This window comes from Streptomyces sp. Sge12 (assembly GCF_002080455.1).
Lineage (GTDB): Bacteria > Actinomycetota > Actinomycetes > Streptomycetales > Streptomycetaceae > Streptomyces.
Genome location: NZ_CP020555.1, coordinates 4794361 through 4816444 on the forward strand (window position 1 = coordinate 4794361; position 22084 = coordinate 4816444).

Genomic DNA, 22084 nt, shown 5'->3' on the forward strand with positions numbered 1-22084 from the left:
AGGGGCCGCCCGCCATCCGTGGTGCGGGCGGCCCCTTCGGCGTACCCGGGGCCCGGGATGGGTAGACGGAGGGGTCGGAGCTTTTGTGGAGGTGCGCCATGACCGACGCCGCGCCGCGGCTCGCCGTAGTTGCCGAAAGACTCCTGGGTGCCCCGCTGCCGGTACGCGTCCGGGCCTGGGACGGCAGTGAGGCCGGCCCGCCCGACGGCCCCGTGCTCGTCATCCACGACCGCCGCGCCGTGCGGCGGATGCTGTGGAGGCCCGGCGAGCTGGGGCTGGCCCGCGCCTGGGTGGCGGGCGAACTGACGGTCGAGGGCGATCTGTTCGACCTCCTGGACCGGGTGGCCGGCCTGCTGTGGGAACGGGGGCAGGAGGTGCCGCCCGTCGGCCCCGAGGTCTCCACGGCCCAGGGCGCGCCCGGGCCGCTCGCCGCCCTCGGGGGACTCGCCCGCCGCGCCGGGCTGCCCGCACTGTCCGGCCTGCCGGGGGCGAGGTGGCGCGACCCGGCCCTGCGCGCCGCCGCACGCGAGCTGATCGCCCTGGCCGGACCCCTGCCGCCGCCCGCGCCCCCCGCCGAGGAGGCGGCGTACCGGCGGGGCGGGCAGCGGCACAGCAAGAGCCGCGACCGCCGGGCCGTCAGCCACCACTACGACGTCGGCAACGACTTCTACGAGCGGGTGCTCGGCCCCTCGATGGTGTACTCCTGCGCCTACTGGAGCCCCGGCTCCACCTTGGAGGAGGCCCAGCGCGACAAGCTCGACCTGGTCTGCCGCAAACTCGCCCTGCGGCCCGGGGAGCGGCTGCTCGACGTCGGATGCGGCTGGGGCTCCATGGCACTGCACGCCGCCCGCGAGTACGGCGTCCGGGTCACCGGGGTCACGCTCTCCCGCGAGCAGGCCGCATACGCCCGCAAACGGGTCGCGGACGAGGGACTGACCGAGCAGGTGGACATCCGGATCCAGGACTACCGGGACGTCAAGGACGGACCGTACGAGGCCATTTCCTCCATCGGGATGGCCGAACACGTCGGCGCCGACCGCTACCGGGACTACGCCCGCACCCTGCACACCCTGCTGCGCCCGGGCGGACGGCTGCTGAACCATCAGATCGCCCGCCGGCCGGAGCCGGACGAGGAGGCGTACCGGATCGACGAGTTCATCGACGCCTACGTCTTCCCCGACGGCGAGCTCTCCCCGCTCGGCACCACCGTGGGCGAACTGGAACGGGCCGGCTTCGAGGTCCGCGACGTGGAGGCGCTGCGCGAGCACTACGGGCTGACCCTGCGCGCCTGGGTGGCCCGGCTGGAGGAGCACTGGAGCGAGGCCGTCCGGCTGACCTCGCCCGGACGGGCCCGGGTTTGGCAGCTGTACATGGCGGCCTGCGCGCTGGGCTTCGAGCGGGGCCGACTGGGCGTCAACCAGGTGTTGGCGGTGCGCACCACGGCCGCCGGGGACGCCCGGCTGCCGCTGCGGCTGCGCACCTGGGACGCAGAAACGGTCTAGCAGGCAGCGGGAACGCGCAGGGCCCCGGGGCGGATGCCCCGGGGCCCTGCGCGTGGTCCTGCGCCGCTGCTACTCCGTCTTGATGGCGGTCAGCATGTTCAGGCGGGCGGCGCTGCGGGCCGGCCACATGGCGGCCAGGACACCGACCACGGCGGCCAGCAGGAGGAAGATGCCGATCCGGTCCCACGGGAGGATCAGTTCGTAGTTCGGCATGGCCTTCGCCATCGTGGTGCCGACGGCCCAGGCGAGGAAGATGCCGATGGCGATGCCCAGGGTGGCCCCGAAGAGCGAGATCACCACGGCCTCCAGACGGATCATGTTCTTGACCCGGCCCCGGTCGAGACCGATCGCCCGCAGCATGCCGATCTCCTGGGTCCGCTCGAAGACGGACATCGCCAGGGTGTTGACCACACCGAGCACCGAGATGATCAGCGCCATGCCGAGCAGGCCGTACATGACGTTCAGCATGGTGTTGATCATGCCGCCCATCTCGTTGCGCATGTCCTGCTGGGTGGCGACGTTGATGGCCGGGTTCTTGCCCAGCGCGTCGACGACCTTCTGCTGGCCGGCCTTGGACGCCCCGCCGTCGACGTTGACGTACACCTCGCTGACGGCGCTCTCCTCGCTGTGCTGGGAGAGGACCTTGTCGTCGAGGACGTACGGGGAGAGCAGGCCCTCCATGTCCTTGTAGACCGCGCCGATCTTGAGGGTGCTCTCCTGGCCGTCCTCGTACTTCACCTTGATCGTGGAGCCGGTGTCGAGGTTGGCCTTCTTCGCGGTCTTCTCGGCGACCAGGACCTCGCCCTTGCCGAGGGAGTCCACCGAGCCGCTGACGGTCTCGATGTTCAGCAGCTGGCCGATGGCGGCCGGGTTGACGCCGGAGGCGGACCGGAAGTCGTCGCCGACCATGAAGTAGCCGGCCGTCTGCGGGGAGACCGCCTTGATGCCGGGGGTCTTGGCCAGGGTCTCGGTCACCGACTTGTCGAGGTAGCCGATGCCGCCGGCCATGGAGACCTTGTAGTCGGCCTTGAGCTTCTCGGTGCTCATCCGGTCGACGACCTTGCCGACGGTGATGCCGAGCACCGACAGGGTGGTGACCAGGGTCAGGCCGATCGCCAGGGAGGCGGCGGTGACGGCGGTGCGGCGCGGGTTGCGGACGGCGTTCTGGGAGGCCAGCTTGCCGGGGACCCCGAAGACCTTCTGCAGCAGCGGGCGGACGGCGCCGATGACCGGCTTGGAGAGCAGCGGCAGCAGCACGATCATGCCGATGAGCATGAAGAACGCGCCGGCGCCGATGGTCATGCGGCCGTTGTCGCCGCCCGTGGACACGCCGAGCACGACCAGGCCGATGCCCAGGACGCTGATGATCGAGCCGATGACGTTGCGCACGACCAGCGACTTCGAGGTGGCCGGCAGGTGGGCACTGCCCATGGCGGCGACCGGGGCGATCCGGCCGGTGCGCCAGGCGGGCAGCACCGCCGCGACCGTGGTGACCAGGATGCCGATGACCAGGGCCGCGATGATCGTGCCCGGGGCGATGACGAGGTCGCCGCCCGGGAGCTTGGCGCCGAAGGAGCCGAGCACGGAGCGCATGCCGACCGCCAGGCCGATGCCGCCGATCAGGCCGACGACGGCGGACACGGCGCCGACGACCAGGGCCTCGGCGAGCACCGAGCGCATGACCTGACCGCGGTTGGCGCCGACGGCGCGCAGCAGGGCCAGCTCCTTGGTGCGCTGGGTGACCAGCATGGTGAAGGTGTTGTAGATCAGGAAGATGCCGACGAAGAGCGAGATGCCGGCGAAGACGAGCAGCATGGTGCCCATCTGGCCGAGGCCCTCCTCGATGTCCTTGGCCTGCTTCTTCGCCAGCTCGGCGCCCGTCTTCGCCGTGGTGTGCTTGCTGTCGACGAGCGGCTTGATGTCGGCGAGCAGGGTGTCGGCGGAGGTGCCGTCCTTGGCCCCGACCGACATCTCCTGGAAGTAGCCGGGCTTGAGGTAGAGCTCCTGGGCGACCTTGGTCTCGAAGAGCACCAGGCTGCCGCCGGCCTGGACGGCGCCGTCCTCGGTGGTGAAGACACCGGCGAGGGAGTACTCCTTGACCGGGCCGTTGGTGGCGACGCGGACCTTGTCGCCGACCTTGTACTTGCCCGCGTCCGCGGTCGCCCGGTCGAGGGCGATCTCGTCGGCCTTGGCGGGGCCCGCACCCTGGACGAAGGTGTAGCGCGGGTCCTTGCCGTCCTTGACGGGCGTGTAGTTGGCACCCTGGTTGGACCAGCCGGAGCCGATCAGCTTGCCGTTCTCGTCGCCGACGCCGGCGAAGCCCGTGACCCGTCCGGAGACGGACGCGACGCCCGGGAGCGCCCGGACCTTGTCGAGGGTGGCCTGGCTCAGGCCGGGCTCGCCCTCCCTCTCGCCCTGCTCGTTGCGGCCCTGGCCGTAGGAGCTGACGGAGACGGCCACGCCCGCGTAGTCCTTGGCGGACTGTCCGGAGAGGGACTTCTTGAGGGTGTCGGTGAAGACGAGGGTGCCGGAGACGAAGGCGACGCCGAGGGTGACGGCGAGCACCGTCATCAGCAGTCGGGCCTTGTGCGCGAGGACGTTGCGCAGGGCTGTACGGAACATGGGTTTCGAGTCCTGGGGCTGGAAGTCTGGAGGAGGGCTGCGGCTGCGGAGGCGGCCCGGGTCAGCTCGTACGGCCCTTGGCGTCGAAGGCCTTCATGCGGTCGAGCACGCTGTCGGCGGTGGGGTCGAGCATCTCGTGGACGATCTCGCCGTCGGCGAGGAAGATGACGCGGTCCGCGTAGGAGGCGGCGACCGGGTCGTGGGTGACCATCACCACGGTCTGGCCGAGCTCGCGCACCGAGTTGCGCAGGAAGCCGAGGACCTCGGCGCCGGAGCGCGAGTCCAGGTTTCCGGTGGGCTCGTCACCGAAGATGATCTCGGGCCGGGAGGCCAGGGCGCGGGCCACGGCCACGCGCTGCTGCTGACCGCCGGAGAGCTGGGTGGGGCGGTGGGAGAGGCGGCCGGAGAGGCCGACCATGCTGATCACGGCGTCCAGCCACTGCTTGTCGGGCTTGCGGCCGGCGATGTCCATGGGGAGCGTGATGTTCTCCAGGGCCGTCAGGGTCGGCAGCAGGTTGAAGGCCTGGAAGATGAAGCCGATCTTGTCCCGGCGGAGCTGGGTGAGCTGCTTGTCCTTGAGGCTGCCCAGCTCGGTGTCACCGATGCGGACGGAACCCGCGGAGAAAGTGTCCAGACCGGCGACGCAGTGCATCAGGGTGGACTTGCCGGAGCCCGAGGGGCCCATGATCGCGGTGAACTGGCCCTGCGTGAAGTCCACGGTGACGTTGTTGAGCGCGACCACCTGGGTCTCGCCCTGGCCGTACACCTTGGAGAGGCCGGTGGCACGGGCGGCCACGGCCTGGGCGGTGTGCGGGGCGTAGTTCATGGTGGTCACGGGACGGCTCCTCGGTCTGCGGTGCGGGGACGTTTCCATCCTCGCCGTGTGCATGCCCGTCGCGGATCAGCCGCCGTGCCTGTTCCGCGGCCCACTGGAGTCTGACGGCGGGCCGGTGCGCCTCCTCCTCTGGTATGACAGAGGGCCTGATCGGCGGGCGGTGGCCCAGGGTGGCGTGGCGGGTGGCGCGAGGTGGCGCGGGCCATCGAAATCCCGTCATTCCCGTACAGGCGGTGATCGGCGTCCAGAACGGGCCCACCGCGCATTCTCGGGTCTGACGGACCCTCAAGCGCCAATAAAATCAGACAACATCGGATAGACGGCCGATCGGCGGGCCGATCGTTCCGGATAGGCTCGGCTCAGCGTTCAAGGCTTTTTTACGGGGGCCGCCACGCCTTGCCCGGATGGTGGAATGCAGACACGGCGAGCTTAAACCTCGCTGGCCTTCGGGCCGTGCCGGTTCAAGTCCGGCTCCGGGCACTCCGCAGCTCTGCGGAGTCCCCTCATTTATCTCCAGCGCTTCGCCGTGCCTTCTCCTAAGATCCTCCTCCAGCAGTAGGGTGCTTTCTTTGCGAGCGCATTACTCTTGTTGCAAGGCCGCGCTCGGTGGCCACGGAGGAGTGAGATGAGGAGCAGTAACCCGGTCTTCTCGCGACGGGGGTTCAGCCGCGACAACGGTGGCTACGCGGGCTTTGACGCGCAGCCGCAGCAGGCCGGGACCAACCCGTACGCGACGAACCCGTACGCGACCGACCCGGCCACGGGCATGCCGCAGGCCCCCGCCCGCGCCAACGTGATGACCATCGACGACGTCGTGAGCCGTACGGCCATGACGCTCGGCACGCTCATCGTGACGGCCGCCCTCTCCTGGGCGCTGCTGCCGGTCGACCCGGACAACCTCGGCATGTCGTACGGCATCGCCATCGGCGCGGGCCTCATCGCCTTCGTCCTGGTGATCATCCAGTCGTTCAAGAGCAAGCCCGTCCCGGGCCTGATCCTCGCCTACGCGGCCTTCGAGGGTGTCTTCCTCGGCGTCCTCAGCGCGGCCGTCAGCACCTACATCGGCCCCGGCGTGGTCATGCAGGCCGTGATGGGCACGATGTGCGTCTTCGCCGCCGTGCTCTTCGCGTACAAGATGCGCTGGATCCGCGTCACCCGCCGCTTCTACGGCTTCGTGATGGCGGCGACGCTGGGCTTCATCCTGCTCATGCTCGTGAACTCGCTGTTCGCGATCTTCGGCGGCGGTGACGGCCTCGGCTTCCGCAGCGGCGGCCTCGGCCTCCTGTTCGGCGCCATCGGCGTCATCCTCGGCGCCTGCTTCCTCGCCCTCGACTTCAAGCAGGTCGAGGACGGCATCGCCTACGGTGCCCCGCGCGAGGAGGCCTGGCTGGGGGCCTTCGCCCTCACCATGACCCTGGTCTGGATCTACGTGGAGATGCTGCGCATCTTCTCGATCCTCTCGGGCGACGACTAGCAGGACCCGCGGGCCGGCCGATCGGCCCGCGCACGGCATGGGGAAGGCCCCGCGAGCGCACCGCTCGCGGGGCCTTCCCGCATCCCGGGGTGCGGGCACGGGGTCGGGGAATCGGGGGGAGGGGTCAGCCGAACCGGCGTGCGGCTCTGCGCAGGTCGTACTCGTGGATGATCGCCTTGGCCTGGCCGTACGACAGTTCGTGCGCGCCGCGCAGCCAGCTGACCTTCTCCTCGAACCGGACGAGTGAGGGGCCGTCGTCCACGGTGCGGAGCCAGTCGGAGAGTTCACGACCGGTGGTCTGGGGGATTCTGTCGATCATGTTGCGGTGGGTGTGTTCGGAGAACTCTACGGACATGGGCGCCTCCGGAGGTATCGCCGTGCTGTTCTCTTCACGCCACCGTGCCGGAGAGTTCGCCCGTTGGCAATGGTGCACGGGCGGCGCGTAGGGTCGGCCGCGTGCTTGATACCTCGCCCCTGACCGCCGTCCTGGAACGCTTCGCCGACCGGCTGCGGGCCGCGCCGCAGAGCCGCCTGCAGCAGGGCACCGCCGCCGCGGCGCTGGAGCTGGCCCGCGAACTCTCCCTACGGGCCCAGCGGATCGAGAGCCCCGGGCAGGCGCTCAAAGAGGTCCCGGACGCCGGCATCTTCGTGGTCGGCGACCAGGTGGCGGTGACCGGGCTGGACCTCGCCGAGGCGCTGCGCGCCGCGGCATCGGCCCCGGACGGCGCGAAGGCCCCGTCCGAGTTGCTGGACGAGGCCGTGCGGCTGGTGGAGCAGGCGGAGATCAGAGCGATGCGATGACGCGGTCCGCGAGGATGTAGACGTTGCTGTCGGGGTCCTCGGCGTCGCCGCAGGAGAACGTCAGCGCGTAGGCGCCGGAAATGCCCGAGCCGCCCAGCAGGACCGGCGCGGTGCCCGAACGCAGCGCCTCGGCGAGGCGCTCCGCGGTCTCCCGGTGGCCGGGGGTCATGCAGAGCGTCGTGCCGTCGGTGAAGACGTACACGTCGAGCGTGCCCAGCGGGCCCGGGCGGACGTCCGCGAGGGCCGTACGGGCCTCCGCGAGCTCCTCCAGGCGGTTCACGGTGCGCTCGTGGTCGGCGCCGGGGTGCGAGGCCTGGACGGGGACGAAGTCGGGGTGCGAGGGGTGGCGCCGGCGCGCGGCGGCCAGCTCGGCCGAATCCTCGGGGTACCCGGGAAGCTCGTCGAGGACGTCCTCGCCGACGACGGGCTCCAGCCCCACCAGGTCGGCCTGCCGGGGCAGGAAGACCGGGCTGTCCTCGCCGAGGCCGGACAGGCCGCCCAGCAGCGAGGGGGCGTCGGCGGCGTCGCGGGCCTCCTGCGCGGCCCAGAAGGCCCGCGCCTCGGCCAGCTCGCGCTCGCGCTCCTCGGCGAGGGCTTCGGCCACGGCGGCTCGTATCTCCGCGGCGGGGGACTCCACGGCGCTGCGGGCGTGCGGGACGGTCGTACCGCGGACGTGGGCCGGCACCGCCAGCTCGGTACGCAGGGCGGTGACCTGCTTGCGCAGACCGTGGACGGCGTGCAGCGCAGCAGCGCCCACGGCCGTGGCAGCGGCCGTGGTCAGCAACAGGGCAAGAGACATGGCGCTCACTGACTAACTCCTGAGGTGATTCGATCCCCCGACTTCCTACATCAGAGTGTCCCGACCTGGGAATGGCGTGCAGTGCATTACGTCACGAAATGGACAGGGCTTTCGTCACACAGGCAGCATCTGTACCTGCCGTGACCTGCGTAAACACCGATCCCCCAGGAGATAGGTCACATCCTGGGGGAAATTTGGTCACAGGTCGGCCGCGAGGGGGTTGGACCGGGTGCCGAGACGCCGCAAGGGATCCGGCCGGATCCCTTGCGGCGTCTGGGGTAAATCTTGATCCAATCAGCTCAGGCGCTCGTTCCTGCGGTCGCGCTGATCTTCGCCACCGCTGCGGGCAGGTGCCGTCCCTCGTACCTCGGGGCGACCCCTACCCTCCGCTACGGCTCAGCTCAGGCGCTCGATGACCATGGCCATGCCCTGGCCACCACCGACGCACATGGTCTCGAGACCGAACTGCTTGTCGTGGAACTGCAGGCTGTTGATCAGGGTGCCGGTGATGCGCGCGCCGGTCATCCCGAAGGGGTGACCGACGGCGATGGCGCCACCGTTGACGTTCAGCTTCTCCAGCGGGATCTCCAGGTCGCGGTACGACGGGATGACCTGGGCCGCGAAGGCCTCGTTGATCTCGAAGAGGTCGATGTCGCCGACGGTCAGCCCGGCCCGCTTCAGGGCCTGCTTCGACGCCTCGACCGGGCCCAGGCCCATGATCTCGGGGGAGAGGCCGGTGACACCGGTGGAGACGATCCGGGCCAGCGGGGTCAGGCCCAGCTCGCGGGCCTTGGTGTCGCTCATGATGACCAGCGCCGCGGCGCCGTCGTTCAGCGGGCAGCAGTTCGCGGCCGTGACCAGGCCGTCGGGGCGGAAGACGGGCTTGAGGCCCTGCACGCCCTCCAGGGTCACGCCGGCGCGCGGGCCGTCGTCCCCGGAGACGACCGTGCCGTCCGGGGTGGTGACCGGGGTGATCTCGCGGGCCCAGAAGCCGTTCTTGATGGCCTCTTCCGCGAGGTTCTGCGAGCGGACGCCGAACTCGTCCATGTCCTGGCGGGTCACGCCCTTGATGCGGGCCAGGTTCTCGGCGGTCTGGCCCATCGCGATGTACGCGTCCGGGACCAGGCCGTCCTCGCGCGGGTCGTGCCACTCGGAGCCGGTCGACTCGGCGACGGCCGCCGTACGGGCCTCGGCCTCGGCGAAGAGCGGGTTGTGGGTGTCGGGCCAGGAGTCCGAGTTGCCCTTGGCGAACCGCGACACCATCTCGACGCCCGCCGAGATGAAGACGTCGCCCTCGCCCGCCTTGATGGCGTGCAGCGCCATCCGCGAGGTCTGCAGCGAGGAGGAGCAGTACCGGGTGATGGTGGTGCCGGGCAGGAAGTCCATGCCCATCTGCACGGCCACGATGCGCGCCAGGTTGTTGCCCTGCTCGCCGCCCGGCAGGCCGCAGCCCAGCATCAGGTCGTCGATCTCGCGCGGGTCCAGCCCGGGGACCTTGGCCAGGGCGGCCTGGATGATCGTCGCGGTCAGGTCGTCCGGCCGCACGTCCTTGAGGGACCCCTTGAAGGCGCGCCCGATGGGGGAGCGGGCGGTGGAAACGATGACGGCTTCGGGCATCGGGACTCCAAGGGTGTGTTGCGGCTCTGAGCGGGACCGCAAGCGAAGTTACCGCCCCGTACGGTCCAGGTCACCGGCCGGGGCGTGTGACACGGGACGCACTCGCCCGCGGCCTTCGACGGTACGCGCGCACCGCGACGGCGCGCAGGGGCCCTGCCCGGCCCGTGGGCCCGTGCGGATCACCCGGGCGGGGTCTACGGCACCACGGGCTGCGCCGGGTCCGTGGCCGGCACCCGCCGCCTGCGGCGGTGCTTGAGCAGCACCCAGGGGCCGCGGACCGCCGTGACCTCCGTACCCGCCTGGCCTGCGGCGGCCGACGCGGCCTTCGCCACCGGCAGCATGTCCTCGTCCCGGGACACGTCCAGCCGGTCCGACTCCGGCCACAGGCCCAGCGCCGCGCACAGCGTCGGCAGCACGGCCATGGCGGCGGTCGCGTACCCCTCGGCCGACGGGTGGTAGGAGTCCGGGCCGAACATCTCGCGCGGGTTCGCGGCGAACTCCGGGCCCAGCAGGTCCCCCATGGAGACCGTACGGGCGCCCAGGGCGACCACCCCTATGGTCTGCGCGGCGGCCAGCTGGCGCGAGACCCGGCGGGCCAGCCAGCGCAGCGGCTGGTACACCGGCTCGATCGTGCCCAGGTCGGGGCAGGTGCCCACGACGACCTCGGAACCGGCCATGCGCAGCCTGCGCACGGCCGAGGTCAGCAGCCGCACCGACTGCGTCGGCGGCATCCGGCGGGTCACGTCGTTCGCGCCGATCATGATCACGCAGACGTCCGGGGGCGGCGGGGCGCCGTCCAGCAGCAGGCCCACCTGGCGGTCCAGGTCGTCCGACATGGCCCCCGACAGGGCTACGTTGCGCAGCTCCACCGGCCGCTCCGCCACCGCCGCCAGCCCGGAGGCCAGCAGGGCCGCCGGCGTCTGCCGGGCCCGCCGTACGCCCAGCCCGGCGGCCGTGGAGTCACCCAGCATGCCCAGGCGCAGGGGGCCCGGGCTCTGCTCCGGCCCGCCGAACTCGCTCCCGTACAGCCCGTCGGCGCGCGGCGGGTCCGGCAGGCCGGATCCGACCGTCCGCTTGGCGAACTGCATCTCGGCCACCACCAGCCCGACCGCGGCGGCCCCGACCAGCCCGAGGCCGCCTCCACCGTACGCTGCCCCCGCCGCGATCCGGCGGGCTGTTCTCGCCCTGGACATCCTTCAGGCCACCTCCTCGGTCCTCATTGACCCCTACCTGCCCCGTACGGACGGTCGGCCAATCCCTTTCGGCATACTCTGGCCGGACCTCCCGGAGAACCCGTGGAGTCCCCTCCTTGGAGAACATGGTGCAATTCCACGACTCGATGATCAGCCTCGTCGGCAACACCCCGCTGGTGAAGCTCAACCGTGTGACCGACGGCCTGCAGGCCACCGTCCTTGCGAAGGTCGAATACTTCAATCCCGGTGGATCCGTGAAGGACCGGATCGCCGTACGGATGATCGAGGCCGCCGAGCAGAGCGGAGCCCTCAAGCCCGGAGGCACCATCGTGGAGCCGACCAGCGGCAACACGGGTGTAGGACTCGCCATCGTGGCCCAGCAGAAGGGCTACAAGTGCATCTTCGTCTGTCCTGACAAGGTGTCCATGGACAAGATCAACGTGATGCGCGCGTACGGTGCGGAGGTCGTGGTCTGCCCGACCGCCGTCGACCCCGAGCACCCGGACTCGTACTACAACGTGTCCGACCGCCTCGCGCGCGAGCCCGGTGCCTGGAAGCCCGACCAGTACAGCAACCCGAACAACCCCCGTTCGCACTACGAGACCACCGGTCCCGAGCTGTGGGAGCAGACGGACGGGAAGATCACCCACTTCGTCGCCGGCGTCGGCACGGGCGGCACGATTTCCGGTACCGGCAACTACCTCAAGGAGGTCAGCGGCGGGAAGGTCAAGGTCATCGGCGCCGACCCCGAGGGCTCGGTCTACTCCGGCGGCTCCGGCCGCCCGTACCTCGTCGAGGGCGTCGGCGAGGACTTCTGGCCGACCGCCTACGACCCGAACGTCACCGACGAGATCATCGCGGTGTCCGACAAGGACTCCTTCCAGATGACCCGCCGCCTCGCCAAGGAGGAGGGCCTCCTCGTCGGCGGCTCCTGCGGCATGGCCGTCGTGGCCGCGCTGAAGGCCGCAGAGGGCCTCGGCCCGGACGACGTCGTCGTCGTCCTGCTGCCGGACAGCGGCCGCGGCTACCTCAGCAAGATCTTCAGCGACGAGTGGATGGCGGGCCACGGCTTCCTGGAGGAGGCCGGTCCCGCCGCGCGCATCGGTGACGTGCTGAGCGACAAGGAGGGCGGCATCCCCTCCCTCGTCCACATGCACCCCGAGGAGACCGTCGGCGAGGCCATCGAGGTCCTGCGCGAGTACGGCGTCTCGCAGATGCCGATCGTCAAGCCGGGCGCCGGCCACCCCGACGTGATGGCTGCCGAGGTCATCGGCTCCGTGGTCGAGAAGGAGCTCCTCGCCGCGCTGTTCGCCCAGCGGGCCTCGCTGACCGACCCGCTGGAGAAGCACATGAGCTCCCCGCTGCCGCAGGTCGGCTCCGGCGAGCCGGTGTCCGAGCTGATGTCGGTGCTCGGCGAGGCGGACGCGGCGATCGTGCTGGTCGAGGGCAAGCCCACCGGTGTGGTGAGCCGCCAGGACCTGCTGGCCTTCCTGGCCAAGGCCGCGAAGTAGCCTGCGGGCCGCTCGGGGGACGGGGCGCGGGCCCACGGCCCGCCTCCGCCCCCGGACGTCCGGCACGGCCCGTGGCGCGGCCGTCGCGCAAACGGTACGGGCCCGACATGTGACGGCAGCACCCGCTTAACACGGCTGGGGCACAGTGGTGGTTGTCGGCAGGGAAGCTCGGGAGACCGGAACCCGGCCGGCACCACGGAACGGCGTGTGCGGACCTCCGGAGCGGCTCCCGGACCTCGCGTACGCCACGGACGCGGACGGCCCTGACCCGGCCGTGTCCTTCGCGGGGACCGCCGTCGTCCCGCCCCTCGGGCGACCGAGGGTGCGGCGGTCCCCGCGCAATCCTTTTCCACCCCGGCCCCGCCGGCGCTTCGAGGCGCGGCTGTTCGGAGGCGGAGCCCCCGCAGCGGCGCCGCACCGGCGTACGGGCCTTACTCCCGGGGAGCCTGCGTACCCCGTCGGAGGCGAGCGGCGTGGATGAAGTTCACGCCCACGATGCCCGCCCAGGCCACGATCAGCCCCGGCAGCCGCGCCTGCGCGGCGGCGATGGCCGACAGCGGGACCGCCAGCACCAGCGTGATGATCGCGAAGCCGAAGCGTTCGCCGAAGTTCCCGTCCCCCGGGGCGGCGGACGGCGACCGGCCGTCGCCGCGGGCCGCGGCCAGGCGTTCCTCCGCGAGCCGGCGCCGGACCTGGGTGTCGACCTTCTCGACGAACGAGTCCACCAGCGCGGCCTCGTACTCCGGGCCCAGCTCGCGCCGGGCGTCCATCGTCGCGTCGAATTCCTTCTTCAGCTCTTGGGCGTGGGCATCCATGCCCCCACCGTAGGAACCCCCGCAGGCCCCGGCACTGGGGCTGTCCCCCGTATCCGCATCGCGGGCACGGCTTGCCCCGCTGCATAACCGCATGCAGAGTGCTCCGTGACTGAATAACTCACCGGGACGGAGGGGACGGGATGAGTGACAGCCCGGCCGCGCGGCTGCAGAAGCTGTTCGAGGGGCACCGGCTGACGCCGACCCAGCGGCGGATCGCGCACTGCATGGTGCGCGGGGCGGCGGAGGTGCCCTTCCTGTCGAGCGTCGAGCTGGCCGAACTGGCCGGGGTGAGCCAGCCCTCGGTGACCCGGTTCGCCGTGGCGCTCGGCTTCGACGGCTATCCGGCGCTGCGCCGCCACCTGCGCGAGGTGGCCCCCGCGGAGCGGCCCGAGGCCGCGCACGAGGACTCGTACAACGAGTACCAGCAGGCCGTCCTCGGCGAGATCGAGAACCTGCGGCAGCTGGCGGCCATGCTCGCGGATCCCGCGCCGGTCCAGGAGGCCGGGCGGCTGCTCGCCGCCTCGACGCCGCTGCTGGTGCTCGGGCTGCGGGCGGCCTCGTCGCAGGCGCGCGGGTTCGCGTACTTCGCCTCGAAGGTCCACCGGGACGTACGCCTCCTCGACGAGGGCGGCACGATGCTGGAGGACCGCATCGACGCGGCGCGCTACGAGGGCGCCACGGCCCTGCTGTGCTTCGCGCTGCCCCGGCACCCGCGGGAGGTCGTGGAGACGCTGGAGCGTTCGCGGGCGGCCGGTCTGACCGTGGTCACGGTCGCGGACTCGGCCTTCGCCCCCGTGGCCCGCCACTCGGACCTGCTGATCCCCGCGCAGGTCGGCACCGGCCTGGCCTTCGACACGGCGTGTGCGCCGATGCTGCTGGGGCGGGTGCTGCTGGAGTCGATGGCGGACGCGCTGCCGGACGCGCAGGCGCGGCTGGAGGCCTTCGACGCGCGGGCCGCTGCGCGGGGCCTGTTCGTGGAGTAGCCCCGGGCCCGCCCCGCGCCCCGGGCCCGCCCCGCGCCCCGGGCCCGCCCGGCGGGGCTAGAGCAGGGCGTCGCGGAGGGCTCCGCCCGCCTCCGTGACGATCGACGGCACGTCCTGCTCCGGGCGGACGAGGTGGAAGCGGACCTCGCCGGTCGGCGCGACCGTGAAGCCGTGGACCGCCGGGCGGGGCAGGCTGTTGTAGCCGTAGTGGGCCGTGAAGAAGTACGCGCCGGTGTCCGGGACGCCGATCAGGTCGCCGGGGGCGAGCCGCGGCAGCTCGCGCGCGGTGGCCAGCAGGTCCCCCGCGAAGCAGGCCGGGCCCGCGATGTCCTGGGCCACCGGGTCGCCGGTCCTCGGGACGCCCTTCGCGTCGTACGGCAGGATCCGTACCGGCCAGGCCGCCGGGGCGTACGCGGTGCGGGTCGCCAGCTGGACCCCGGCGTGGGTGAGCGCGATCGGCCGGGAGCCGCTGGTCTTGGTGTACTCGACGCGCGCCAGCACCAGGCCGTGCTTGGCCAGCAGGGACCGGCCGAACTCGGTGACCAGGCCGTAGGAACCGTCGAAGAGGGCGGGCACCGCCTCGCGCAGGGCGGCCACGTACTGCGCGTGGGTGGGGGTCTCCTCGTCCGAGGCGAAGTTCACCGGCAGGCCGCCGCCGATGTCGAGGGTGTCGACCTGGCGCCGCCCGGCCGCCGCGTTGATCTCCTCGGCCAGCGCGTGCAGGTCCCGTACGCCCTCGGCGATCAGGGCCAGGGGAACGCCCTGGGAGCCCGAGTGGACGTGCAGGCGGGTGAGCCACGGCCGGTCCAGGTAGGCCCGTACGAGCCGCTCGCGCGCGCCGGGGTCGCGCAGGGCGATCCCGAACTTCGAGGTCGAGGTCGCCGTGGACAGGGCGTCGATGGCCCCGGCGCCGGTCTGCGGGTTGACCCGCAGGCCGATCGGGGCCGCAGGGGGCGCGGCCGCCGCACCGACGAGCGCGTCGAGGCGGGCCAGCTCCTGTGGGTTATCGGCGTTCAGGGCGATGCCCAGGGCCAGCGCCTCGCGCAGCTCGGCCACCGTCTTGGCGGGGGAGTCCAGGACGATCCGGGCCGCCGGCACCCCCGCAGCCCGGGCCAGCGCCAGCTCGCCGGGGCTCGCCACCTCGCAGCCGAGGCCGGCGTCGGCGAGCAGTCGCAGGACCGGTACGAGGGGGGCGGCCTTGACGGCGAAGGCGTGCAGGATCGGGGTCCCGGGCGCCGCCGCGGTGGCGAAGGCGCTGGTCAGGGCGGCGGCGGAGGCGCGGATCCCGGCGACGTCCAGCAGGCAGGTCAGGGGGTGCGCGCTGTCGTCCCCGCCCACGAGGCCCTGCTCGACGGCGGCCCGTACGGCCAGGTCCCGGCGGGCGGTCGCGCTCGCGCTCTCGTGCGTCTGTGCAGCCATATCGGCCATCCCATCATTCGACGCCGATGCCCGCAGCTGTTGACTGAATCTATTCAGGACGGGAGGATGTGAATAGATTGACCAACATCGGAGGAGGCACCGCCATGTCAGGACCCCGCCCCGTACGTGCCGCGCGAGGCACCGACCTCAGCACCCTGGGATGGCAGCAGGAGGCCGCGCTGCGGATGCTCCAGAACAACCTCGACCCCGAGGTCGCCGAGCACCCCGACAAGCTGGTCGTCTACGGCGGCACCGGCAAGGCCGCCCGCGACTGGCGCTCGTACGACGCCATGGTCCGCACCCTGCAGACGCTCAAGCAGGACGAGACGATGCTCGTCCAGTCCGGCCGCCCGGTCGGCGTGATGCAGACGCACGAGTGGGCGCCGCGCGTCCTGCTCGCCAACTCCAACCTCGTCGGCGACTGGGCCAACTGGGAGGAGTTCCGCCGCCTGGAGCACCTGGGCCTGACCATGTACGGCCAGATGACCGCCGGGTCCTGGATCTACATCGGCACGCAGGGCATCCTCCAGGGCACCTACGAGACCTTCGCGGCCGTCGCGGCGAAGAAGTTCAACGGAACCCTCGCCGGCACCATCACCCTCACCGCCGGCCTCGGCGGCATGGGCGGCGCCCAGCCGCTGGCCGTGACGATGAACGACGGCGTCGCGATCTGCATCGACGTCGACCCGCGCGCCATCGACCGCCGCATCGAGCACCGCTACCTGGACGTCAAGGCCGACAACCTGCGCCACGCCCTCCAGCTGGCCGTAGAGGCCCGCGACGCCCGCAAGCCGCTCTCCATCGGCCTGCTCGGCAACGCCGCCGAACTGCTCCCGCAGATGCTCGCCGAAGGCGCGCCCATCGACATCGTGACCGACCAGACCTCGGCCCACGACCCGCTCGCGTACCTGCCCGTCGGCGTCGACTTCGACGACATGGCCTCCTACGCGGCCAAGGATCCGGCCGGCTTCACCACCCGCGCCCGCGAGTCGATGGCCAAGCACGTCGAGGCCATGGTCGGCTTCATGGACGCCGGCGCCGAGGTCTTCGACTACGGCAACTCCATCCGCGGCGAGGCCCAGCTGGCCGGCTACGACCGCGCCTTCGCCTTCCCCGGCTTCGTCCCCGCCTACATCCGCCCGCTGTTCTGCGAGGGCAAGGGCCCCTTCCGCTGGGCGGCGCTCTCCGGCGAGGCCTCGGACATCCACAAGACCGACAAGGCGATGCTGGAGCTCTTCCCCGAGAACGAGTCCCTGCACCGCTGGATCAAGATGGCGGGCGAGCGCGTCCACTTCCAGGGCCTGCCCGCGCGCATCTGCTGGCTCGGCTACGGCGAGCGCGACAAGGCCGGCGAGCGCTTCAACGAGATGGTGGCCGACGGCACCCTCGCCGCACCGCTGGTCATCGGCCGTGACCACCTCGACTGCGGCTCGGTGGCCTCCCCGTACCGCGAGACCGAGGCCATGCTCGACGGCTCCGACGCGATCGCCGACTGGCCGCTGCTCAACGCCATGGTCAACGTCGCCTCCGGCGCCTCCTGGGTCTCCATCCACCACGGCGGCGGCGTCGGCATGGGCCGCTCGATCCACGCCGGCCAGGTCACCGTCGCCGACGGCACCCCGCTCGCCGGCGAGAAGATCCGCCGCGTCCTCACCAACGACCCGGGCATGGGCGTCATCCGCCACGTCGACGCCGGCTACGACATCGCCGAGTCGGTGGCCGACGAGCGCGGCGTCCGCGTCCCCATGCGTGAGGGCGACGACGCGTGAGCGAGGCCGCATCGTTCCACGGCATGTGGGCCGAGCTCGCGCCCATCGGCAGGAACGCCGAGACCGGCGGCTACCGCCGCCACGCCTGGACCGGGGCCGACGCCGACTGCCGGACCTGGTTCCAGGAGCAGGCCGAGGCGCGCGGGCTCACGTACGAGACCGACCGCAACGGCAACCAGTGGGCCTGGCTCGGCGACCCCCTCGCGGGGGACGCCGTGGTCACCGGCTCCCACCTGGACTCCGTCCCGGACGGCGGGGCCTTCGACGGCCCCCTCGGGGTGGTCTCCTCCTTCGCAGCCCTGGACGAACTCCGCAGGAGGGGCGCGGAGTTCTCCAGGCCCCTGGCCATCACCAACTTCGGTGACGAGGAAGGCGCCCGCTTCGGGCTCGCCTGCGTCGGCTCCCGGCTCGCCGCCGGGCAGCTGACCAAGGAGAAGGCGTACGAGCTGCGCGACGCCGACGGCGTCAGCCTGCCGCGGGCCATGGAGGCCGCCGGATACGACCCCGAGGCCATCGGGGCCGACCCCGAACGCCTCGGCCGCATCGGCGCCTTCGTCGAACTGCACGTGGAGCAGGGCCGGGCCCTGGACCTGTCCGGGGACCGGATCGGCATCGCCTCCGCGATCTGGCCGCACGGCCGCTGGCGGTTCGACTTCCGCGGCGAGGCCAACCACGCCGGCACCACCCGGCTGGTCGACCGCCGCGACCCGATGCTCACCTACGCGGCGACCGTGCTGGCGGCGCGCACCGAAGCGGCCCTCGCCGGGGCCGTGGCCACCTTCGGGAAGATCTCGGTCGAGCCCAACGGGGTCAACGCCATCCCGTCGCTGGTGCGCGGCTGGCTCGACTCCCGGGCCGCCGACCAGGCCACCCTCGACACGGTCGTCACCGCCATCGAGAAGGCCGCCCGCGAGCGCGCCGACCAGGACGGCATCGACCTCGGCATCGTCCGGGAGTCCTTCACTCCGGTCGTCGAGTTCGAGCACGCCCTGCGCGACGAGATGAACCGGATCCTGGGCGGTTCGGTCCCCGTTCTCGGGACCGGGGCGGGACACGACGCCGGGATCCTCTCCGCCGCCGTCCCGACCGCGATGCTGTTCGTACGGAACCCGACCGGCGTCTCCCACTCCCCGCGGGAGTTCGCCGCCGAGGACGACTGCGTGGCAGGCGTCCTCGCCCTCGCCGACGTACTGGAAGGCCTGGCATGTCGCTGACGACGTACTGGCTGGAGCACGCCTGGCTCGGCACCCACGTCGAGCCGGGCGTCGCCCTGGAGGTCGACCCCCAGGGCCGCATCGGTGCCCTGCGCACCGGTGTGAGCGGCCCGCCGCCCGGCGCGGAGGTGCTGCGCGGCCTGACGATCCCGGGCCTGGCCAACGCGCACAGCCACGCCTTCCACCGGGCCCTGCGGGGCACCGTCCAGGTCGGCTCGGGCACCTTCTGGACCTGGCGCGACCTGATGTACAAGGTCGCCCAGAACCTCACCCCCGAGAGCTACTTCGCGCTCGCCCGCGCCGTCTACGCCGAGATGGCACTGGCCGGCATCACCAACGTCGGCGAGTTCCACTACGTCCACCACGCGCCCGGCGGCGCCGCGTACGCCGACCCGAACGCCATGGGCGAGGCCCTGATCGAGGCCGCCGCCGCGGCCGGCATCCGGATCACCCTCCTGGACACGGCGTACCTGTCCTCCGGCTTCGGCGAGGCGCCCAACAGCCACCAGCTGCGCTTCTCCGACGGCACCGCCGAGGCCTGGGCCGAGCGCGCGAGCGCGCTGAAGCCCCGTGAGCACGCCCTGATCGGTGCGGCCGTCCACTCGGTCCGCGCCGTGCCGGCCGCCGAACTGGCCACCGTGGCCGGCTGGGCCGAGGAGCGCCGGGCGCCCCTGCACGTCCACCTCTCGGAGCAGACCGCCGAGAACGACGCCTGCCTGGCCGCGCACGGGCGTACGCCGACCCAGCTGCTGGCCGACCACGGGGTGCTCGGCCCGCGCACCACCGGCGTCCACAGCACGCACCTCACCGACACGGACATCGCCCTCCTCGGCGGGACCACCACCGGCACCTGCATGTGCCCCACCACCGAACGCGACCTCGCGGACGGCATCGGCCCGGCGACCCGCCTCCAGCACGCGGGCAGCCCGCTGTCCCTGGGCAGCGACAGCCACGCCGTGATCGACCTGCTCGAAGAGGCCCGCGCGATGGAGCTGAACGAGCGCCTGCGCAGCCGCACCCGGGGCCACTGGACGGCGAACGCGCTGCTCACCGCCGCCACCGAGGACGGCCACGCCGCGCTCGGGCTCCCGGACGCGGGCCGCCTGGAGGTGGGGGCGCTCGCGGACTTCACCACGATCGCGCTGGACTCCGTACGCACGGCCGGTCCGCTGCCGCGGCTCGGCGCCGAGACGGCCGTCTTCGCCGCCACCGCGTCGGACGTCCGCCACACGGTGGTCGGCGGCCGCCATGTCGTCCGCGACGGCGCCCACACTCTGGTCGGGGACGTCCCGACGGCCCTGTCCGAATCGATCGCCGCCGTCCGCCGCTGACCGTGCCGCCTGCGGCGGGCCTGTCCCCCACCCCGCCCCTTCCCGAAACCGGGGGCTCCGCCCCCAGACCCCCGCGCCTCAAACGCCGGCGGGGCTGAAGATTCAGCCCGCCCGGCGTTTGAGGGCACGGGCGCGAAGCGCACGTAACGGGGTCTGGGGCGGAGCCCCAGCTTCGGGAAGGGGCGGGGTGGGGGAACGAACCCTCTGAGAGGACCCCCATGACCACCACCGCCCTCACCAACATCGGCAGCCTCGTCACCAACGACCCCTCCGTCGGGGACGGTTCCCCCCTGGGCCTGATCGGGAACGCCGCCGTCGTCATCGACGGCGACAAGATCGCCTGGGTCGGTCCCGCGGACAGGGCGCCGGCCGCCGACCAGGCCTTCGACGCGCAGGGTCGCGCCGTCATCCCCGGCTTCGTCGACTCCCACTCGCACCTCGTCTTCGCGGGCGACCGCACCCAGGAGTTCAACGCCCGGATGTCCGGCCGCGCCTACTCCGCCGGAGGCATCCGCACCACCGTCGCCGCCACCCGGGCCGCCACCGACGCGGAGCTGGAGGCGGGCCTGGTGCGCCACCTCGACGAGGCCCGCCGCCAGGGCACCACCACCTTCGAGACCAAGTCCGGCTACGGCCTCACCGTCGCCGACGAGGCCCGCGCCCTGCGCATCGCCGCCGCGCACACCGAGGAGGTCACCTACCTCGGCGCGCACATCGTCTCCCCCGACTACGCGGAGGACCCGGCCGGCTACGTCGACCTCGTCACCGGCGAGATGCTGGCGGCCTGCGCCCCGTACGCCCGCTGGGTGGACGTCTTCTGCGAGAAGGGCGCCTTCGACGGCGACCAGGCCCGCGCGATCCTCACCGCCGGCGCCGCCGCCGGACTGATCCCGCGCGTCCACGCCAACCAGCTCTCCCACGGGCCCGGCGTCCAGCTCGCCGTCGAGCTCGAAGCGGCCTCCGCCGACCACTGCACCCACCTCACCGACGCCGATGTCGACGCCCTCGCCCAGGCCGCCGGCACCACCGTCGCCACCCTGCTGCCCGGTGCCGAGTTCTCCACCCGCGCCCAGTGGCCCGACGCCCGGCGCCTGATCGACGCGGGGGCGACCGTCGCCCTGTCCACGGACTGCAACCCCGGCTCCTCCTACACCAGTTCGATGCCCTTCTGCATCGCCCTCGCCGTCCGCGACATGCGCATGACCCCCGACGAGGCCCTGTGGTCGGCCACCGCCGGCGGCGCCCGCGCCCTGCGCCGCGACGACATCGGCACGCTGGCTCCCGACGCCCGCGCCGACCTGGCCCTGCTGGACGCCCCGAGCCACGTCCACCTCGCCTACCGGCCGGGCGTCCCGCTCGTTTCCGCCGTCTGGCAGCGGGGCCGCCGCCGGCACTGACGAACGGTCAATCCCGGGTTGTCCTTTGTCTTCCCTCCGTAAGACCCCGGGCGTACCTTGAGCCACCGATCTGATGTCCCGTCAGTTATCTGTGGCTCGAGGGGAAGACGAAGGTGTCCGACCGCAAACGCTCCACCGCGCTCGCGCTGGCCTGCGCGCTGGCCGGAACGGCGGTGCTGCTCACCGCCCCGGCGGCCCATGCCGCAGTCGTCGACGTGGCCTACGACTGCAAGACCCCGATCGGGGACAAGTCGGCGGTGTCGCCCATCGACATCAAGGCCGTCAAGGAGGGCGACGGCTACAAGCTGACGATGTCCTTCCAGAAGGGCGTCTCGTCCAGCCCCATCGAGCTGGGCAAGGGCGCGATGAACCCGAGCGCCGTCATCCTCGTCGACGGCGCCGAGAAGGTGTCCGTACCGGTCTCGGGGCCGCCCAACCCCGAGGCCGTGCCCCCCGACACCCCCATCAGGATCACCGACCTCTCGGGCACCTACACGCCCAAGAAGAGCGGCAAGGTCACCTTCACCGCCGGGGTGCTCACCATCATGGCGATGAGCACCACGACCACCTGCACCCCCGGCAACAGCCCGAAGCCCTCGCTGGAGCTCGACGTCACCGCGCCCGGCGGCGCGGGCGCGCAGTCCGGCGCCGGCGCCGACTCCACCGGCGACACCCTCCCGCAGACCGGCCCCACCGACTCCGCCCTCGCCCTCGGCACCCTCGGCGGCACCGTGCTGCTCTCCGGCGCCGCCGGAGTGCTCTGGCTGACCCGGCGCGGCCAGCGGGCCCGGTCCTGAACGGA

18 protein-coding genes and 1 tRNA gene are annotated in these 22084 nt (G+C 72.2%); 11 read left to right on the forward strand and 8 right to left on the reverse strand.

The features are described 5' to 3' along the window. The first annotated feature begins 98 nt into the window (after positions 1 to 98). The gene (locus B6R96_RS21480; protein ID WP_081523295.1) at positions 99 to 1502 is read left to right on the forward strand and encodes an SAM-dependent methyltransferase; all 1404 of its coding nucleotides are present in this window, start codon (positions 99 to 101) and stop codon (positions 1500 to 1502) included. Between the two features lie 69 nt (positions 1503 to 1571). Here the strand turns inward: B6R96_RS21480 and B6R96_RS21485 are convergent, their stop codons facing one another. Continuing rightward, positions 1572 to 4124 carry an ABC transporter permease gene (locus B6R96_RS21485; protein ID WP_081523297.1) on the reverse strand — a complete coding sequence of 851 codons (2553 nt, stop codon included), beginning with the start codon at positions 4122 to 4124 and terminating at the stop codon, positions 1572 to 1574. 61 nt (positions 4125 to 4185) lie between these two features. After that, on the reverse strand, positions 4186 to 4950 hold the full coding sequence (locus B6R96_RS21490; protein WP_106977536.1) for an ABC transporter ATP-binding protein: 765 nt from the start codon (positions 4948 to 4950) through the stop codon (positions 4186 to 4188). Positions 4951 to 5357: 407 nt separating this feature from the next. Between B6R96_RS21490 and B6R96_RS21495 the strand changes: the two genes are divergently transcribed. Together B6R96_RS21495 and B6R96_RS21500 are read left to right on the forward strand one after the other, a co-directional pair. Further along, a tRNA-Leu gene (locus B6R96_RS21495) sits at positions 5358 to 5439 on the forward strand. A gap of 145 nt (positions 5440 to 5584) precedes the next feature. After that, positions 5585 to 6433 (forward strand): Bax inhibitor-1/YccA family protein, encoded by an 849-nt coding sequence (locus tag B6R96_RS21500; protein ID WP_030387034.1) that lies wholly within the window; start codon positions 5585 to 5587, stop codon positions 6431 to 6433. A gap of 124 nt (positions 6434 to 6557) precedes the next feature. On the opposite strand, the gene B6R96_RS21505 is transcribed toward B6R96_RS21500, so the two are convergent. Continuing rightward, the gene (locus B6R96_RS21505) at positions 6558 to 6788 is read right to left on the reverse strand and encodes a DUF4287 domain-containing protein (RefSeq protein ID WP_030387033.1); all 231 of its coding nucleotides are present in this window, start codon (positions 6786 to 6788) and stop codon (positions 6558 to 6560) included. Between the two features lie 101 nt (positions 6789 to 6889). Between B6R96_RS21505 and B6R96_RS21510 the strand changes: the two genes are divergently transcribed. After that, positions 6890 to 7234, forward strand: coding sequence for a hypothetical protein (locus B6R96_RS21510; RefSeq protein WP_081523299.1), 345 nt, complete (start codon positions 6890 to 6892; stop codon positions 7232 to 7234). On the opposite strand, the gene B6R96_RS21515 is transcribed toward B6R96_RS21510, so the two are convergent. From B6R96_RS21515 to B6R96_RS21525, 3 genes are all read right to left on the reverse strand, one after another. Beyond that, positions 7218 to 8033, reverse strand: a complete 816-nt coding sequence (locus tag B6R96_RS21515) for a hypothetical protein (RefSeq protein WP_078626390.1) — start codon at positions 8031 to 8033, stop codon at positions 7218 to 7220. The two genes, B6R96_RS21510 and B6R96_RS21515, sit on opposite strands and share 17 nt — an antisense overlap. A gap of 396 nt (positions 8034 to 8429) precedes the next feature. Continuing rightward, positions 8430 to 9650 (reverse strand): acetyl-CoA C-acetyltransferase, encoded by a 1221-nt coding sequence (locus tag B6R96_RS21520; RefSeq protein WP_030387030.1) that lies wholly within the window; start codon positions 9648 to 9650, stop codon positions 8430 to 8432. Between the two features lie 194 nt (positions 9651 to 9844). Further along, complete coding sequence (locus tag B6R96_RS21525; RefSeq protein ID WP_030387029.1) at positions 9845 to 10843, reverse strand: SGNH/GDSL hydrolase family protein; 999 nt, start codon at positions 10841 to 10843, stop codon at positions 9845 to 9847. Between the two features lie 128 nt (positions 10844 to 10971). Here B6R96_RS21525 and B6R96_RS21530 point away from each other — a divergent pair, with 128 nt between their 5' ends. Continuing rightward, a complete protein-coding gene (locus tag B6R96_RS21530; RefSeq protein WP_030387028.1) occupies positions 10972 to 12354 on the forward strand; it encodes a cystathionine beta-synthase in 1383 nt (460 codons plus the stop codon). Positions 12355 to 12785: 431 nt separating this feature from the next. Here the strand turns inward: B6R96_RS21530 and B6R96_RS21535 are convergent, their stop codons facing one another. Next, entirely contained in the window at positions 12786 to 13169 is a 384-nt protein-coding gene (locus B6R96_RS21535; RefSeq protein WP_081523300.1) for a hypothetical protein, read from the reverse strand. 140 nt (positions 13170 to 13309) lie between these two features. On the opposite strand from B6R96_RS21535, the gene B6R96_RS21540 reads away from it, so the two are divergent. After that, the gene (locus tag B6R96_RS21540) at positions 13310 to 14152 is read left to right on the forward strand and encodes a MurR/RpiR family transcriptional regulator (protein ID WP_053169934.1); all 843 of its coding nucleotides are present in this window, start codon (positions 13310 to 13312) and stop codon (positions 14150 to 14152) included. A gap of 57 nt (positions 14153 to 14209) precedes the next feature. Here B6R96_RS21540 and B6R96_RS21545 read toward each other — a convergent pair whose 3' ends face one another. After that, positions 14210 to 15571 carry a diaminopimelate decarboxylase gene (locus B6R96_RS21545; RefSeq protein ID WP_081523302.1) on the reverse strand — a complete coding sequence of 454 codons (1362 nt, stop codon included), beginning with the start codon at positions 15569 to 15571 and terminating at the stop codon, positions 14210 to 14212. A gap of 104 nt (positions 15572 to 15675) precedes the next feature. On the opposite strand from B6R96_RS21545, the gene hutU reads away from it, so the two are divergent. The 5 genes from hutU to B6R96_RS21570 all read left to right on the forward strand — a co-directional run bounded on the left by hutU (position 15676) and on the right by B6R96_RS21570 (position 22079). Then, on the forward strand, positions 15676 to 17340 hold the full coding sequence (hutU, locus tag B6R96_RS21550) for a urocanate hydratase (protein WP_030387024.1): 1665 nt from the start codon (positions 15676 to 15678) through the stop codon (positions 17338 to 17340). A gap of 23 nt (positions 17341 to 17363) precedes the next feature. Continuing rightward, the gene (locus B6R96_RS21555) at positions 17364 to 18554 is read left to right on the forward strand and encodes an allantoate amidohydrolase (protein WP_081525189.1); all 1191 of its coding nucleotides are present in this window, start codon (positions 17364 to 17366) and stop codon (positions 18552 to 18554) included. Next, complete coding sequence (locus tag B6R96_RS21560) at positions 18545 to 19885, forward strand: formimidoylglutamate deiminase (RefSeq protein ID WP_081523304.1); 1341 nt, start codon at positions 18545 to 18547, stop codon at positions 19883 to 19885. Before B6R96_RS21555 ends, B6R96_RS21560 begins: the two co-directional genes overlap by 10 nt. Before the next feature lie 218 nt (positions 19886 to 20103). Further along, positions 20104 to 21282, forward strand: coding sequence for an imidazolonepropionase (gene hutI, locus B6R96_RS21565; protein ID WP_081523306.1), 1179 nt, complete (start codon positions 20104 to 20106; stop codon positions 21280 to 21282). 113 nt (positions 21283 to 21395) lie between these two features. Next, positions 21396 to 22079: an LPXTG cell wall anchor domain-containing protein gene (locus B6R96_RS21570; RefSeq protein WP_053703197.1), complete on the forward strand. Its 684-nt coding sequence runs from the start codon at positions 21396 to 21398 to the stop codon at positions 22077 to 22079. The last annotated feature ends 5 nt before the right edge of the window (positions 22080 to 22084 follow it).

Coding starts and splice junctions, on each gene's coding strand:
- B6R96_RS21480 (WP_081523295.1), top strand. CDS start 99: ATGACCGACGCCGCGCCGCGGCTCGCCGTAGTTGCCGAAAGACTCCTG.
- B6R96_RS21485 (WP_081523297.1), bottom strand. CDS start 4,124: ATGTTCCGTACAGCCCTGCGCAACGTCCTCGCGCACAAGGCCCGACTG.
- B6R96_RS21490 (WP_106977536.1), bottom strand. CDS start 4,950: ATGAACTACGCCCCGCACACCGCCCAGGCCGTGGCCGCCCGTGCCACC.
- B6R96_RS21500 (WP_030387034.1), top strand. CDS start 5,585: ATGAGGAGCAGTAACCCGGTCTTCTCGCGACGGGGGTTCAGCCGCGAC.
- B6R96_RS21505 (WP_030387033.1), bottom strand. CDS start 6,788: ATGTCCGTAGAGTTCTCCGAACACACCCACCGCAACATGATCGACAGA.
- B6R96_RS21515 (WP_078626390.1), bottom strand. CDS start 8,033: ATGTCTCTTGCCCTGTTGCTGACCACGGCCGCTGCCACGGCCGTGGGC.
- B6R96_RS21520 (WP_030387030.1), bottom strand. CDS start 9,650: ATGCCCGAAGCCGTCATCGTTTCCACCGCCCGCTCCCCCATCGGGCGC.
- B6R96_RS21525 (WP_030387029.1), bottom strand. CDS start 10,843: ATGTCCAGGGCGAGAACAGCCCGCCGGATCGCGGCGGGGGCAGCGTAC.
- B6R96_RS21535 (WP_081523300.1), bottom strand. CDS start 13,169: ATGGATGCCCACGCCCAAGAGCTGAAGAAGGAATTCGACGCGACGATG.
- B6R96_RS21540 (WP_053169934.1), top strand. CDS start 13,310: ATGAGTGACAGCCCGGCCGCGCGGCTGCAGAAGCTGTTCGAGGGGCAC.
- B6R96_RS21545 (WP_081523302.1), bottom strand. CDS start 15,571: ATGGCTGCACAGACGCACGAGAGCGCGAGCGCGACCGCCCGCCGGGAC.
- hutU (WP_030387024.1), top strand. CDS start 15,676: ATGTCAGGACCCCGCCCCGTACGTGCCGCGCGAGGCACCGACCTCAGC.
- B6R96_RS21555 (WP_081525189.1), top strand. CDS start 17,364: ATGTGGGCCGAGCTCGCGCCCATCGGCAGGAACGCCGAGACCGGCGGC.
- B6R96_RS21560 (WP_081523304.1), top strand. CDS start 18,545: ATGTCGCTGACGACGTACTGGCTGGAGCACGCCTGGCTCGGCACCCAC.
- hutI (WP_081523306.1), top strand. CDS start 20,104: ATGACCACCACCGCCCTCACCAACATCGGCAGCCTCGTCACCAACGAC.